This window comes from Pseudomonas paraeruginosa PA7 (genome assembly GCF_000017205.1).
Classification (GTDB): Bacteria; Pseudomonadota; Gammaproteobacteria; order Pseudomonadales; family Pseudomonadaceae; genus Pseudomonas; species Pseudomonas paraeruginosa.
The window spans coordinates 1,363,275-1,378,489 of sequence record NC_009656.1 but is presented as its reverse complement, the minus strand read 5'-3'; the positions used below and the strand labels follow the sequence as shown (position 1 = coordinate 1,378,489).

Annotated in this window: 10 protein-coding genes; 5 read left to right on the top strand and 5 right to left on the bottom strand. The window is 68.9% G+C overall.

Going from position 1 to position 15,215, the window contains the following annotated elements; genetic code table 11:
* Positions 1-15: 15 nt before the first annotated feature.
* Genes nagA through nagE form a run of 4 tightly spaced genes read left to right on the top strand, consistent with a single transcriptional unit; the run spans position 16 to position 6,401 of the window.
* Entirely contained in the window at positions 16-1,107 is a 1,092-nt protein-coding gene (gene nagA, locus PSPA7_RS06490) for an N-acetylglucosamine-6-phosphate deacetylase (RefSeq protein ID WP_012074602.1), read from the top strand.
* Positions 1,104-2,126 (top strand): SIS domain-containing protein, encoded by a 1,023-nt coding sequence (locus PSPA7_RS06485; RefSeq protein WP_012074601.1) that lies wholly within the window; start codon positions 1,104-1,106, stop codon positions 2,124-2,126. Before nagA ends, PSPA7_RS06485 begins: the two co-directional genes overlap by 4 nt.
* A gap of 16 nt (positions 2,127-2,142) precedes the next feature.
* Positions 2,143-4,668, top strand: a complete 2,526-nt coding sequence (gene ptsP / locus PSPA7_RS06480; RefSeq protein WP_012074600.1) for a phosphoenolpyruvate--protein phosphotransferase — start codon at positions 2,143-2,145, stop codon at positions 4,666-4,668.
* 23 nt (positions 4,669-4,691) lie between these two features.
* Positions 4,692-6,401, top strand: coding sequence for an N-acetylglucosamine-specific PTS transporter subunit IIBC (gene nagE, locus PSPA7_RS06475; RefSeq protein ID WP_012074599.1), 1,710 nt, complete (start codon positions 4,692-4,694; stop codon positions 6,399-6,401).
* 148 nt (positions 6,402-6,549) lie between these two features.
* Here nagE and PSPA7_RS06470 read toward each other — a convergent pair whose 3' ends face one another.
* The 3 genes from PSPA7_RS06470 to purL form a co-directional block, all read right to left on the bottom strand.
* Entirely contained in the window at positions 6,550-6,867 is a 318-nt protein-coding gene (locus PSPA7_RS06470; protein WP_003156963.1) for a YqfO family protein, read from the bottom strand.
* A gap of 180 nt (positions 6,868-7,047) precedes the next feature.
* Positions 7,048-7,326 carry a CDGSH iron-sulfur domain-containing protein gene (locus PSPA7_RS30815; RefSeq protein ID WP_003156962.1) on the bottom strand — a complete coding sequence of 93 codons (279 nt, stop codon included), beginning with the start codon at positions 7,324-7,326 and terminating at the stop codon, positions 7,048-7,050.
* Positions 7,327-7,332: 6 nt separating this feature from the next.
* Complete coding sequence (gene purL, locus PSPA7_RS06465) at positions 7,333-11,229, bottom strand: phosphoribosylformylglycinamidine synthase (RefSeq protein ID WP_012074598.1); 3,897 nt, start codon at positions 11,227-11,229, stop codon at positions 7,333-7,335.
* Positions 11,230-11,514: 285 nt separating this feature from the next.
* On the opposite strand from purL, the gene mltF reads away from it, so the two are divergent.
* Positions 11,515-12,987: a membrane-bound lytic murein transglycosylase MltF gene (mltF, locus tag PSPA7_RS06460; protein ID WP_012074597.1), complete on the top strand. Its 1,473-nt coding sequence runs from the start codon at positions 11,515-11,517 to the stop codon at positions 12,985-12,987.
* Between the two features lie 18 nt (positions 12,988-13,005).
* Here mltF and PSPA7_RS06455 read toward each other — a convergent pair whose 3' ends face one another.
* Positions 13,006-13,593: a DUF2239 family protein gene (locus PSPA7_RS06455; protein WP_012074596.1), complete on the bottom strand. Its 588-nt coding sequence runs from the start codon at positions 13,591-13,593 to the stop codon at positions 13,006-13,008.
* 125 nt (positions 13,594-13,718) lie between these two features.
* Positions 13,719-14,975 carry an aromatic amino acid transport family protein gene (locus tag PSPA7_RS06450; RefSeq protein ID WP_012074595.1) on the bottom strand — a complete coding sequence of 419 codons (1,257 nt, stop codon included), beginning with the start codon at positions 14,973-14,975 and terminating at the stop codon, positions 13,719-13,721.
* Positions 14,976-15,215: the final 240 nt, after the last annotated feature.

The window sequence follows — 15,215 nt, the reverse complement described above, 5'->3', positions numbered from 1 at the left end:
CGATACGGAGCCGCCATGCTCGAAGGCAACATCCTCACCCCTCAAGGCTGGGTCCTCGGCCGCCTGCACATACAGGACGGTCGCATCCAGCGGATCGACGGCGATCCCGTCGATCCAGCCGGCAACTCCCTGCCCTATCTGCTGCCGGGCTTCATCGACCTGCACGTGCATGGCGGCGGCGGCCGCGACATCATGGAAGGCGGCGACGCCTTCGCCACCATCGCCCGTACCCACCGGCGTTTCGGCACCACCTCGCTGCTGGCCACTACCATGACCGCCCCGCACGAGGAAATCGCCGGCATCCTCAGCCAGCTCGGCGAGTATTGCCGGAAGCCGCTGGCCGGTGGTTCACGAGTGCTCGGCGTGCACCTGGAAGGCCCCTACATCAACTCCGGAAAACTCGGCGCGCAACCCAACTTCGCCCACGCCGCGGTGCTCGAGGAGGTCGATGACTACCTGCGCCGCGCGCCGATCCGGGTGATCACCATCGCCCCGGAGATCGCCGGCCACCAGCCACTGATCCGCGCCCTCGCCGAACGCGGCGTGCGCCTGCAGGTCGGCCATACCCTGGGCAGCTACGAGGACGGCGTGGCCGCCCTGGAAGCCGGCGCCAGCAGCTTCACCCACCTCTACAACGCGATGACCGGCCTGCATCACCGCGAACCGGGCATCGTCGGCGCGGCCCTGGCCCATGCGCGCTACGCCGAGCTGATTCCCGACCTGCTGCACGTGCACCCCGGCGCGATCAAGGTGGCCCTGCGCTCGATCCCCTGCCTGTACTGCGTGACCGACTCCACCGCCGCCGCCGGCATGCCCGACGGCCAGTACAAGCTCGGCAGCCACACCGTGACCAAGTGCCTGGGCGGCGTGCGGCTGCCCGACGGCACCCTGGCCGGCAGCACCCTGACCATGGACCAGGCGCTGCGCAACCTGGTGAAGATCGGCCTGCCGCTGGCGGAAGCCTCGCAACGCCTCGCGCAGTTCCCCGCCGACTACCTCGGCCTCGCCGAGCGTGGCCGCCTGGCGCCCGGCGCCTGGGCCGACGTGGTGCGCCTGGACCGCTCCCTGGAGCTCGACGCCGTGATGGTGGAAGGAGAACTCGAATGACTTCGCTGATGCTCGAGGAAGCGCTCTCCGCCGCCGCGGTGGCGAGCCGCCAACTGGCCGTGCTCGATGCCCGCCTGCCGGCGCTTGGCCAGCGCCTGCGGGAAGTGGACCCGAACCTGGCGCTGACCGTCGCGCGCGGCAGCTCCGACCACGCGGCCAGCTACTTCGCCTACCTGGCCATGCAGCACGCCGGGCTGCCGGTGGCCTCGCTGCCGATGTCGGTGGTGACCCTCAACCGCTCGCCGCTGCGGGTCGCCGGGCAGGTCGCCTTCGCCTTCTCGCAATCCGGGCAGAGCCCCGACCTGGTGGACAGCCTGCGCACCCTCCGTGAACGCGGCGCGCTCAGCGTCGCCCTGGTGAACGCCGAGGACTCGCCGCTGGAAGCCGCCAGTGAATTCGTCGTGCCGCTCGGCGCAGGCGTGGAACGCAGCGTCGCCGCGACCAAGAGCTTCATCGCCACCCTCGCCGCCAGCGCCCGCCTGCTCGCCCACTGGCAGCGCGATGCCGCCCTGCTGGACGCCGGCCAGGCACTGGCGACCGGCCTGGAGCAGGCCGCCAGGCTCGACTGGTCGCCCGCCATCGAGGTCCTGCGCGACTGCCAGCGACTGATGGTGATCGGTCGCGGCGCCGGCTACGCCATCGCCCAGGAGGCTGCGCTGAAATTCAAGGAAACCTCGGCGATCCAGGCCGAAGCCTTCAGCAGCGCCGAGGTCCGCCATGGGCCGATGGCGCTGGTCGAGGAGCGCTATCCGCTGCTGCTGTTCGCCCCCCGTGGCCCGGAACAGGACGGCCTGCTGGCGCTCGCCGAGGACATGCGCCAGCGCGGCGCGCGGGTCCTGCTCGCGGCCCCCGACGACGTCGCCGGACGCGACCTGCCGCTACTGCGCGCCGCGCACCCGGCGCTCGACCCGATCCTCGCGATCCAGAGCTTCTACGTCATGGCCGCCAGCCTGGCCGAAGCCCGCGGCATGGACCCCGACCAGCCACGACACCTGAGCAAAGTCACCCGAACCCACTGAACCCGAGCGCCCGCCCATGAACAACAAGAACCTGGCCCTCAAAGCACCCCTGAGCGGACCCGTGATGCCGCTCAGCCGAGTCCCCGATCCGGTGTTTTCCAGCGGCACGCTGGGCGAAGGCATCGCCATCGACCCACTGAACGATTGCCTGCACGCGCCTTGCGCCGGGGTGGTCAGCCACCTCGCGCGGACCCGCCACGCCCTCAGCCTGCGCGCCGACAACGGCGCCGAGCTGCTGCTGCACGTCGGCCTGGACACCGTGCAACTGCAGGGCGAAGGCTTCCAGCCACTGGTCGAGGAAGGCGCGCGGGTGATCGAGGGCCAGCCCCTGCTGCGCTTCGACTTGGACCGTGTCGCCCGCGGCAGCCGCAGCCTGATCACGGTGATGATCCTGAGCAACGGCGAAGGTTTCCAGGTGCGCCCGCTGACCACCAACCCGGTGGAGGTCGGCGCGCCGTTGCTGCAATTGAGTCCGGAAAAGAGCGAAGCGCGTCCCGCCGCGGCATCCGCCGCCACGGGCGAAACGCCCCAGGCCCGGGGCCTTGCGCGGGTCGCCCACCACGGCGGCCTGCATGCGCGGCCGGCGGCGCTGTTGCGCAAGACCGCGCAAGGTTTTTCCAGCCAGGCCGAACTGCATTTCGCCGGCCAGGTGGCCAGCGTCGACAGCCTGGTCGGGATCATGGGCCTGGGAGTCGCCGAACAGGACGAAGTGGAAGTGATCTGCCGCGGCGACGACAGCCAGGCGGCACTCGACGCGCTGCTCGCGGCGCTCGCCAGTGGCGCCCCGGCCACAGCGTCCGACGCTTCGCCACGCCATGCGCCACCAGCCACGCCAGCCGAGGCCGCGGCCGCCGGTACCCTGGCCGGGGTCTGCGCCGCGCCCGGCCTGGCCAGCGGACCCCTGGCCCGGCTCGGCGCCGTCAACCTGCCCGCCGACGGCGGCCCGCATCGGCCCGAGGAGCAGCACATCGCCCTGGACCAGGCCCTGCAGCGGGTGCGCGACGACGTCCAGGGCAACCTGCAGCAGGCCAGGCTGCGCGGCGACGAAAACGAAGCGGCGATCTTCTCCGCCCATCTGGCGCTGCTGGAGGACCCGGGGCTGCTGGATGCCGCCGACATGCTGATCGACCAGGGGGTCGGCGCCGCCCATGCCTGGCACCGGGCGATCCAGGCGCAGTGCGAGATTCTCCAGGCACTGGGCAACCCGTTTCTCGCCGAACGCGCCAACGACCTGCGCGACCTGGAGAAACGCGCGCTGCGCGTGCTCCTCGGCGACGCCGCGCAACTGCAGGTGCCGGCCGGCGCCATCGTCGTCGCCCACGAGTTCACCCCCTCCGACCTCGGCCCGCTGGTCGAGGCCGGCGCCGCCGGCCTGTGCATGGTCGAAGGCGGCGCCACCTCCCACGTGGCCATCCTCGCCCGCAGCAAGGGCCTGCCCTGCCTGGTGGCGCTCGGCCCGTCACTGCTGGGACTGGAGGAAGGCCGGCCGGTCGTGCTCGACGGCGAGCAGGCCCGCCTGGAACTGGCGCCCACGCCCGAACGACTGCAGCAGGTCGCCGCCGAGGTCCGGCGCCGCGCGCAGCAACGCCAGCGCCAGCAGGCCGAGGCCCAGCGCCAGGCGCTGACCCGCGACGGCCGGCGCATCGAAGTCGGCGCCAACGTCGCCTCGCCGCAGGAGGCCGCCGAAGCCTTCGCCAACGGTGCCGACGGGGTCGGCCTGCTACGCACCGAGTTCCTCTTCCTCGAGCGCCGCGCCGCGCCCGACGAAGAGGAGCAGCGCTGCGCCTACCAGGAGGTCCTGGACGCCATGGGCGAGCGCAAGGCGATCATCCGCACCATCGATGTCGGCGGCGACAAGCAGCTCGACTACCTGCCGCTGCCCGCCGAGGAAAACCCGGCGCTGGGCCTGCGCGGCATCCGCCTGGGCCAGGCGCGCCCGGAACTGCTCGACCAGCAGCTGCGCGCGCTGCTGCGGGTCGAACCGCTGCAGCGCTGCCGGATCCTGCTGCCGATGGTCAGCGAGGTCGACGAACTGCTCGCCATCCGCCAGCGCCTCGGCGAACTGGCCGCGCAACTGGGCATCGCGCGCCTGCCCGAACTCGGCGTGATGATCGAGGTGCCTTCCGCCGCCCTGCTCGCCGACCAGTTGGCCGAGCACGCCGACTTCCTCTCGATCGGCACCAACGACCTGTCGCAGTACGCCCTGGCCATGGATCGCTGCCATGCCGGCCTCGCCGACCGCATCGACGCCCTGCACCCGGCGCTGCTCCGACTGATCGACCAGGCCTGCGCCGGCGCCGCCCGTCACGGACGCTGGGTCGGCGTCTGCGGGGCGCTGGCCTCGGACCCGCTGGCGACGCCGGTACTGGTCGGCCTCGGCGTCGAGGAGCTTTCCGTGGGGCCGGGCCTGGTCGGCGAGATCAAGGCGCGGGTGCGCCAGCTCGACGCCTCCGACTGCCGGCACAAGGCCCGCTCGCTGCTGGAGCTGGGCAGCGCCCGGGCGGTGCGCGAAGCCTGCCTGCAACACTGGCCGCTGGCCTGACAAGAACAACCGGAGACCCCGCCATGCCCCCGTTCCTGATCGAAAGCCTGCAACGCCTGGGCCGCGCCCTGATGCTGCCGATCGCGATCCTGCCGATCGCCGGCCTGCTGCTGCGCCTGGGCGATGTCGACCTGCTCGACATTCCACTGGTGCATGACGCCGGCAAGGCGATCTTCGCCAACCTGGCGCTGATCTTCGCCATCGGCATCGCGGTCGGCTTCGCCCGCGACAACAACGGCACCGCCGGCCTCGCCGGGGCCATCGGCTACCTGGTGATGATCTCGGTGCTCAAGGTGATCGATCCGGGCATCGAAATGGGTGTGCTTTCCGGGATCATCAGCGGCCTGGTGGCTGGCGCCCTGTACAACCGCTTCAAGGACGTGAAGCTGCCCGAATACCTGGCGTTCTTCGGCGGGCGCCGCTTCGTGCCGATCGCCACGGGGATCAGCGCGGTGTGCCTGGGCCTGCTGTTCGGGGTGGTCTGGCCCCCCCTGCAACAGGGCATCAATGGCCTCGGCCAGCTGATGCTGGAGAGCGGCAGCCTTGGCGCCTTTGCCTTCGGCGTGCTGAACCGCCTGCTGATCGTCACCGGCCTGCACCACATCCTCAATAACCTGGTGTGGTTCGTCTTCGGCAGCTTCACCGACCCGGAAACCGGGCGCGTCGTCACCGGCGACCTGGCGCGCTACTTCGCCGGCGATCCGAAGGGCGGCCAGTTCATGGCCGGGATGTTCCCGGTGATGATGTTCGGCCTGCCCGCCGCCTGCCTGGCGATGTACCGCAACGCCCGCCCGGAGCGGCGCAAGCTGATCGGCGGGCTGCTCCTGTCGATGGCCCTGACCGCCTTCCTCACCGGCGTCACCGAACCGGTGGAGTTCGCCTTCATGTTCCTCGCGCCGCTGCTCTACCTGCTGCACGCGCTGCTCACCGGCCTGTCCATGGCCCTTACCGACCTGCTCGATATCCGCCTCGGCTTCACCTTCTCCGGCGGCGCCATCGACCTGGCGCTGGGCTGGGGCCGCTCGACCCACGGCTGGATGCTCTGGCCGCTGGGCCTGCTCTACGCCGGCATCTATTACCTGGTGTTCGACTTCTGCATCCGCCGCTTCAACCTGAAGACGCCGGGCCGCGAGGATGACGCGAGCGGCGAGGCGAGCGACAACGCCGAGGCCGAGCGCGCCCCGGCGTTCATCCGCGCCCTGGGTGGCGCGGCCAACCTCGAAGTGGTGGACGCCTGCACCACCCGCCTGCGCCTGCGCCTGGTGGATCGCGACAAGGCCTCGGACGCCCAGCTCAAGGCCCTCGGTGCGATGGCCGTGGTGCGCCCGGGCAAGGCCGGCAGCCTGCAGGTGGTGGTGGGCCCGCAGGCCGACAGCATCGCCGACGAGATCCGCCGCGTCCTGCCGTTCGCCACCCAGCCGGGCGAAGTGCAACAGGCGCGGGACAACCCCGGCGCGACCGAGGAGACCCCGCCGCAGGCCGCCGTCGACGCCACGGAAGCCCAGGCCTGGCTCGGCGCCCTGGGCGGTGCCGACAACCTGCGAGAAGTGCAGAGCATCGCCCTGACCCGCCTGCGGGTCAGCGTGGCGGACGAGCGCAAGCTGGCCAGCGAACAGTTGCGGACCCTAGGTGGCCAGGGCATCAGCTCGCTCGCCGGCGGTATCTGCCATATCCTGGTGGGCCCGCGCGCCGCGGCCCTGAGCCAGGCCCTGCAACCGCTGCTGCGGCGCTGACGGCAGGAGGGATGAACCTCGGTCAATCGGCGGATAACCGCTAGGCGGTTATTCGCGCCACGCCACAGCCCCAGGTCGGGCTCTCCCCGTGAGGCGGATAACGAAAAGGGCGGCCACTGGCCGCCCTTCTTGCTTGTCCGAGGAAAGCTCAGAAGACCATGTCGGTCAGGCGCCAGACCTCGTAGGCCGGGGTCTCGTACGGATGCGCCGCCTTCAGCGCCTTGACGCTGGCGTGGATCAGTTCGTCGGCCACCACCAGCTCCACCTTCCACTCCGCCACGTGCTCGACCTGACCGACCTGGCCCAGGTAGGGACGGCTACCGTCCAAGGGGCGGAACTGGCCCTGGCCAAGGGACTGCCAGCAGCAACTGTCGTACGCCCCGATGCGCCCGCCACCCGCGGCGAACACCGCTTGCTTGACGACATCCAGATGGCTCTCAGGCACATAGAAACACAGCTTGTACATCGTTTTCTCCGCACGAATCGAATGCTGCACGAGGGCGGTCGGTGGTTGCGCGACTACCGGCGCCAAATGATGGCATTCTGCCTTGTCATGGTGAATATTTGACGCTGCCTTTACGACAGATAAGCGCAACATTTGTTCGCCCGTCACAACACCTTCGTGCGCGCTATCACAGATTTGCGTTCAGCCGCGGAACCGCCGCCATTTGCCCTTCAGCCCACTGGCGGACGGCGCGTGGCTGCCGTCGCAATACGGCAGGTCGGCGGAGCGCCCGCAACGGCACAACAGCAGCAGGCGCTCGCGAGTCGCGTGGAGCGTCAGGCCGTTGCGGCAATCGGCGGGACAATCGGGAAGCGAAGGCGAAGCCCCGCAGGTACAGAGCCGCAAGGTGTCGCCGGGGGAGACCCGGCGAACCTCGGGAAGAAGCTCGGGCGACGAGTCGGATGCGTCATCGCCCGCCATGCCGGATCAGTCCACCCAGACCCGGGCGTTGCGGAACATGCGCAGCCAGCCGCCGTCTTCCTGCCAGTCGTCCGGACGCCAGGAGTTCTGCACGGCGCGGAACACCCGCTCGGGGTGCGGCATCATGATGGTGACCCGGCCGTCGCGGCTGCTCAGGCCGGTGATGCCGCGCGGCGAGCCGTTGGGGTTGGCCGGGTAGGCTTCGGTGACCTTGCCGTGGTTGTCGACGAAGCGCAGCGACACGCAGCCGGACAGGTCGGCCTCCAGCAGCGCCTCTTCCGACTCGAACTCCGCATGGCCCTCGCCATGGGCGATGGCGATCGGCAGGCGCGACCCGGCCATGCCCTGCAGGAAGATCGACGACGATTCCTGTACCTGGACCATCGCCACCCGCGCCTCGAACTGCTCGGAGCGGTTGCGCACGAAGTGCGGCCAGAACTCGGTGCCGGGAATCAGCTCGTGCAGGTTGGACATCATCTGGCAGCCGTTGCAGACGCCAAGGGCGAAGCTGTCCTTGCGCTCGAAGAAGGCCTGGAAGCCATCGCGGGCGCGGGTGTTGAACAGGATCGACTTGGCCCAGCCCTCGCCGGCGCCGAGCACGTCGCCATAGGAGAAGCCACCGCAGGCCACCAGGCCCTTGAAAGCCTTCAGGTCGACCCGGCCGGCGAGGATGTCGCTCATGTGCACGTCGATCGCGGCGAAGCCGGCGCGATCGAAGGCTGCGGCCATCTCCACCTGGCCGTTGACGCCCTGCTCGCGAAGGATCGCCACCTGCGGCCGCACGCCCTTCCTGATGTAGGGCGCGGCGATGTCCTGGTTGACGTCGAAGCTGAGCTTGGTCGACAGGCCAGGGTTGTCTTCGTCCAGCAAGGCATCGAATTCCTGCTCGGCGCAGTCGGCATTGTCGCGCAGGCGCTGGATCTGGTAGCTGGTTTCGCTCCAGATGCGCTGCAGGATGCGGCGCTGGGCGCTGTAGACGGTCTCGCCGTTGTAGTTCAGGTTGATCTCGTAGCCGTTCACCGGCTGGCCGATCACCGCCACGCAGTCGTCGAGGCCGGCGGCGCTGAACTGCGCGAGGACTTCCGGGGTGGCACCTTCGCGGACCTGGATCACCGCGCCCAGCTCCTCGTTGAACAGCACGGCCGCCAATTCCTCGCGGCTATCGGCCAGGGCATCGAGGTTCAGCTCGACGCCGCAGTGACCGGCGAAGGCCATCTCCAGCACGCTGGTGACCAGGCCGCCGTCGGAACGGTCGTGGTAGGCGAGGATGTGGCCGTCGGCATTCAGGCCCTGGATCACCGCGAAGAAGGCTTTCAGGTCCTCGGCGTCGTCGACGTCCGGCACGGCGCGGCCGAGCTTGCCGTGGACCTGGGCCAGGATCGAGCCGCCGAGACGGTTCTTGCCGCGGCCCAGGTCGATCAGGATCAGGTCGGTCTCGCCCTTGTCCAGGCGCAGTTGCGGAGTCAGGCTCTGGCGCACGTCGGCGACCGGGGCGAAACCGGTGACGATCAGCGACACCGGCGAGGTGACGCTCTTGTCTTCGGCGCCCTCCTGCCAGCGGGTCTTCATGGACATCGAGTCCTTGCCCACCGGGATGGTGATGCCCAGCTCCGGGCACAGTTCCATGCCCACCGCCTTGACCGTGTCGTACAGGCGCGCGTCCTCGCCGGGGTGGCCGGCGGCGGCCATCCAGTTGGCGGACAGCTTGATGTCGGACAGCTTGGCGATGCGCGCGGCGGCCAGGTTGGTGACCGTCTCGCCGATGGCCATGCGCCCGGAAGCCGGGGCGTCGAGCAGCGCCAGCGGGGTGCGCTCGCCCATCGCCATGGCCTCGCCGGTATAGACGTCGAAGCTGGTCGCGGTGACGGCGCAGTCGGCCACCGGCACCTGCCAGGGGCCGACCATCTGGTCGCGGGCCACCAGGCCGGTGATGGTGCGATCGCCGATGGTGATCAGGAAGCTCTTGCTGGCCACGGCGGGATGGCGCAGGACGCGTTCGACGCTGTCCTGCAGTTCCAGCCCGGCGGCGTCGAAGTCGTCGCCCAGTTCGGCCTCGCGGGTCACCGCGCGGTGCATGCGCGGCGCCTTGCCGAGCAGGACTTCCAGCGGCATGTCCACCGGCTTGTTGCCGAAATGGCTGTCGGCGACGGTCAGCTGGCGCTGCTCGATGGCCTCGCCGACCACCGCGAACGGGCAACGCTCGCGCTCGCAGATGGCCTTGAAGGTCTCGAAGTCGGCGGCGTCCACCGACAGCACGTAGCGCTCCTGCGATTCGTTGCACCAGATTTCCAGCGGGCTCATGCCCGGCTCGTCGTTGGGCACCGCGCGCAGTTCGAAGCGGCCGCCACGACCACCGTCGTTGATCAGTTCCGGCAGGGCGTTGGACAGGCCACCGGCGCCAACGTCGTGGATGAAGCTGATCGGGTTGCGCTCGCCGAGCTGCCAGCAGCGGTCGATCACTTCCTGGCAGCGCCGCTCCATTTCCGGGTTGTCGCGCTGCACCGAGGCGAAGTCGAGGTCGGCGGAGCTGGCGCCGGTGGCCATCGACGAGGCGGCGCCACCGCCCAGGCCGATCAGCATGGCCGGGCCACCGAGGACGATGAGCTTGGCGCCGACGCTGATCTCGCCCTTCTGCACATGCTCGTCGCGGATGTTGCCCATGCCGCCGGCGAGCATGATCGGCTTGTGATAGCCGCGCACTTCCTCGCCACGCGGGGTCTCGATCTTCTGCTCGAAGGTACGGAAGTAGCCGGTCAGCGCCGGACGGCCGAATTCGTTGTTGAACGCCGCGCCGCCCAGCGGGCCTTCGATCATGATGTCCAGAGCGGTGACGATGCGCTCGGGCTTGCCGTAGGGAACTTCCCAGGGCTGTTCGAAACCGGGGATCTGCAGGTTGGATACGGTGAAGCCGGTCAGGCCGGCCTTCGGCTTGGCGCCGCGGCCGGTCGCGCCCTCGTCGCGGATCTCGCCGCCGGAGCCGGTGGAGGCGCCGGGGAACGGCGCGATGGCGGTCGGGTGGTTGTGCGTCTCCACCTTCATCAGGATCTGCACCGGCTCGCGGTTGGCGGCGTATTCGCGGGTCGCGGGATCGGGGAAGAAGCGTCCGGCGACATGCCCGACGATGACCGCGGCGTTGTCCTTGTACGCGGACAGCACGCCTTCGCGGTTCATCTCGTAGGTGTTCTTGATCATGCCGAACAGGCTCTTGTCCTGGGCCTGGCCGTCGATGTCCCAACTGGCGTTGAAGATCTTGTGGCGGCAGTGCTCGGAGTTGGCCTGGGCGAACATCATCAGTTCGACGTCGTGGGGATTGCGGCCCAGGTCGGCGAAGCTCTTGAGCAGGTAGTCGATCTCGTCCTCGGCCAGCGCCAGGCCCAGTTCGACGTTGGCCTTCTCCAGCGCGGCGCGGCCGCCGCCCAGCACGTCGATGGCGGTCAGCGGGCGCGGCTGGGCATGGCTGAACAGCTCGGCGGCGCCTTCCAGGCGCTCCAGCACCAGTTGGGTCATGCGGTCGTGCAGGCGTGCGGCGACCGCCTGGACGTCGCTCTCGGAGAGTTCGCCCTGCACATAATAGGCAATGCCCCGCTCCAGTCGCTCGATCTTCGCCAGGCCGCAGTTGCGGGCGATGTCGGAGGCCTTGCTCGACCACGGCGAGATGGTGCCGAAGCGCGGCACCACCAGGAACAGCCGGCCGGAGGGTTCCTGCACCGGTACGCTCGGGCCGTATTCCAGCAGCCGCGCCAGCACCTGCTCCTCGTCGGCGGTGAGCGCGCCGGTGACGTCGGCGAAATGCGCGAACTCAGCGTACAGCCCGGTGACGGCGGGCACATGCTGGGTCAGTTGCTCGAGCAGTTTGCCGTGGCGGAAAGCGGAAAGGGCGGGAGCGCCGCGCAGGATCAGCATTGTCGGAACAGCCTCTGGAGACGGGAAGGTGTGGGGGCCGGCCGGGCCGGCCCGCAGAGGCCGTGCATTCTACCGTAAAGCGCCGTCGGCGGCACCCGCGCCGACGGCTATCGCGCGGCGCTCCATCGGATCCGTGGCGGCCCGCTTCGAAACACTTCGAGAGCGACACCGCAGCGTTCCGCGACGGGGCCTGCGAAGCGGCGGACGAACGGTATCCCGGCGTTAGCAGAGAAGGTTCCGGCTGTCGAGATATGGCGCCGTCTCGCCTTTGCGTATACTGCGCCGATGTTTGCCCTGACCGCGTACCGCTTACGTTGCGCCGCCTGGCTGTTGGCGACCGGCATCTTTCTGCTGCTTGCGGGCTGTAGCGAGGCGAAAGCCCCTACCGCCCTGGAGCGCGTGCAGAAGGAGGGGGTGCTGCGCGTGGTCACCCGCAACAGCCCGGCCACCTACTTCCAGGACCGCAACGGCGAAACCGGCTTCGAGTACGAACTGGCCAAGCGCTTCGCCGAGCGCCTGGGCGTCGAGCTGAAGATCGAGACCGCCGACAACCTCGACGACCTCTACGCCCAGCTCTCCCGCGCAGGCGGCCCGGCCCTCGCCGCCGCCGGCCTGACCCCGGGCCGCCAGGACGACGCCAGCGTGCGCTACTCGCACACCTACCTCGACGTCACTCCCCAGGTCATCTACCGCAACGGCCAGCAGCGCCCGACCCGTCCCGAAGACCTGGTCGGCAAGCGCATCATGGTGCTCAAGGGCAGCAGCCACGCGGCACAGCTCGCCGAGCTGAAGAAGCAGTATCCCGAATTGAAGTACGACGAGTCCGATGCCGTCGAGGTGGTCGACCTGCTGCGCATGGTCGACGTCGGCGACATCGACCTGACCCTGGTCGACTCCAACGAACTGGCGATGAACCAGGTGTATTTCCCCAACGTCCGGGTCGCCTTCGACTTCGGCGAAGCCCGCGGCCTGGCCTGGGCCCTGCCGGGCGGCGACGACGACAGCCTGATGAACGAAGTCAACGCGTTCCTCGACCAGGCCAAGAAGGAAGGCCTGCTGCAGCGCCTCAAGGACCGCTATTACGGGCACGTCGACGTGCTCGGCTACGTCGGTGCCTACACCTTCGCCCAGCACCTGCAGCAACGCCTGCCGCGCTACGAAAGCCATTTCAAGCAGAGCGGCAAGCAACTGGACACCGACTGGCGCCTGCTCGCCGCCATCGGCTACCAGGAGTCGCTGTGGCAGCCCAGCGCCACCTCGAAGACCGGCGTGCGCGGCCTGATGATGCTGACCAACCGCACCGCCCAGGCGATGGGGGTGTCCAACCGGCTCGACCCGAAGCAGAGCATCCAGGGCGGCAGCAAGTATTTCGTGCAGATCCGCAGCGAACTGCCCGAGAGCATCAGGGAGCCGGACCGCAGCTGGTTCGCCCTGGCCGCCTACAACATCGGCGGCGCACACCTGGAAGACGCGCGCAAGATGGCCGAGAAGGAAGGCCTCAACCCGAACAAGTGGCTGGACGTGAAGAAGATGCTGCCGCGCCTGGCGCAGAAGCGCTGGTACGCCAAGACCCGCTACGGCTATGCCCGTGGCGGCGAAACCGTGCACTTCGTGCAGAACGTGCGGCGCTACTACGACATCCTCACCTGGGTGACCCAGCCGCAGATGGAAGGCAGCCAGATCGCCGAGAGCGGGTTGCACCTGCCCGGCGTGAACAAGACCCGCCCGGACGACGACGAAGGCGACGGCAAGCTGTAGCTTCCGCCGCCCCCTTCCTCAATACGCCTGTTCTTCGCCCGCCAGCCAGGCGGCGTGCTCGCGCACGTCGGTCGGCCAGCCGCCGATCCGTTCGAGAAAGCCTTGGCGATCGCCGGCGAACAAGGCCCGCGTCGCTTCCTCGAAGCCCGGCAGGTCGCCGGCCATCGCGCTCATGAAATGATAGGCGCGCTCCTGCGCCTGCCGTGCCCGCCCGGACTGGCTGCGGCGCGCCTCCTCGACCAGCTTGCGCAGCGCCACCGAGGCGCCCCCGGGTTGTGCGGCGAGCCATTCCCAGTGGCGCGGCAGCAAGGTCACCTCGCGCGCCACCACGCCCAGCTTCGGCCGCCCGCGCCCGCGCGGCGGAGCCTCCTCCGCCGGTTGCCGCTCGCCTGCGACGACCAGGCGCGCCAGCAGGTCCTCGCTGGAACCACGGATATCGAGATCGACGGAACGGCCGGTGGCATTGTCGAACACCAGCAGCGGCCCGGCAGCACCGCCGGCGACCGCTTGCTTCAAGGCCAGCGCGACCTCCGACAGCGCCGCCGTCAGCAGCCGGCGGGTGCCGTCGAAGCAGGTGAAGGTTTGGATGCGTGGATCATTGGCCATGACAGGCTCCCATGGATGGAATGCCCGAATAATACCCGGATATAAATAGAACGACAATATTATCCGGATAAAATTAATCCCATGAAAAAGGCCGCCCAATGGCGGCCTCTTCCGGCAGCGATGACCTACCAGCCGGCCGGCAGCAGGTTCATGGCGCTGCAGATGGCGTAGGCCGCGCTGGCCAGGTAGATCATCACGATCACCACCTGGATCGCCGGGTGGGCGATCCAGCCGCATTTCCAGGCCGGCTCGAAGTCTCCGCTCCGGCGCGCCGAGCGCAGCATCAGGATCGGCATGATCGACAGGATCACCCCACTGAAGGCGCCGGCGAAGTACAGCGCGTTGACGAAACCGACCAGCCCGCTGTAGGCCAGGACGAAGGGCGGCAGCGCGACGATCGCCAGCACCAGCAGGCGGGTCTTCGGCCGGCTCTCCGGGCCAAGCTTGTGGAACTTGTCGAAGATATTGGTCAGGAAGCTGCCACCCAGGCCCCAGTAGGAAGTGAGCATGGCGCACAGGGCGAAGGTGTTGGCGGTGAAGAAGGCCCATTCGCCGAGCGCCTTGCCCCAGGCCAGGGTGGCGACTTCGGACTGGTTCTCCAGGCCGGTGAGGGCGATCACCGAGAGCGGTACGACGCTGAGCAGGACGAAGGTGCTCAGCATCCCGGTGACCACCGCCTTCGGCAGGCGCTCCGGGGCATGGCTGAAGCCGCGGGCCATCTCCGGGACAATGTACTGGGCGGAGAAGCAGAACACCGCGATGTTGAATACCGGCACCATGTAGATCCAGTCGCCGTCGAGCAGGCGGGCGAACTCGGTGTTGTCGTTGAGCAGGGTGGCCGCCACCAGGATCAGGATCATGCTGACCATGCCGATGCTGATGAACTTCTCGCCCTTGCCGATGGCGCTCAGGCCCAGGTACAGCACGCCGGCGGCCGGAATGAAGAACAGCACGCTGCCCAGGGCCGGGCTGATGCCGAAGAAGGCGCTGAGAATCTTGCCGCTGCCGCTCATGTAGGCGATCAGCGCGCCGATGCTATTGACCGCCACCGACAGGAAGATCGCCCAGGCGCCCAAGGAACCGACATAACGTTGGGCGAGGCCGCTCAACTGGTTGTGGGTGCGCGTGCGCAGCGCGGTTTCCGAGACGTAGAGCATGGAAATGGTGGTGAACAGGCCGGCCACCGCCAGCCACAGCAGCAACGGCATGAAGCCGGCCTTGCGGCTGGCGTAGGCCATGGACAGCACGCCTGCGCCGATGTTGGTTCCGACGATCATCGCCACCGCCTCGAGGAAGGTCAGGCGCTTGACCTCCAGCCCCGAGGAATCGACGGCTTGCGCCCCGGCGTGATCCTGATACGACTGGACCCGGGTATCACTCATGACAAAACTCCCTGCATTTCGAATTGGCATTGTGCGGGAGGCGGCCAGGACCGCCGTACCGATGGCCTTCTTCGAGGACAATGCAGGACCGGGAATCGCGGACGCCTCCGGACCGGCCGCGCTTTTTCGACTGCGCGGTCCGGCGGGGGTATCCGCAGGCGGGCTCGCTCTCACCTGAAGCCATTGCCTGCGGGCCGCTTGCTCAAGCGGCCGTGCAAAATATCACACAATTCGACAGAG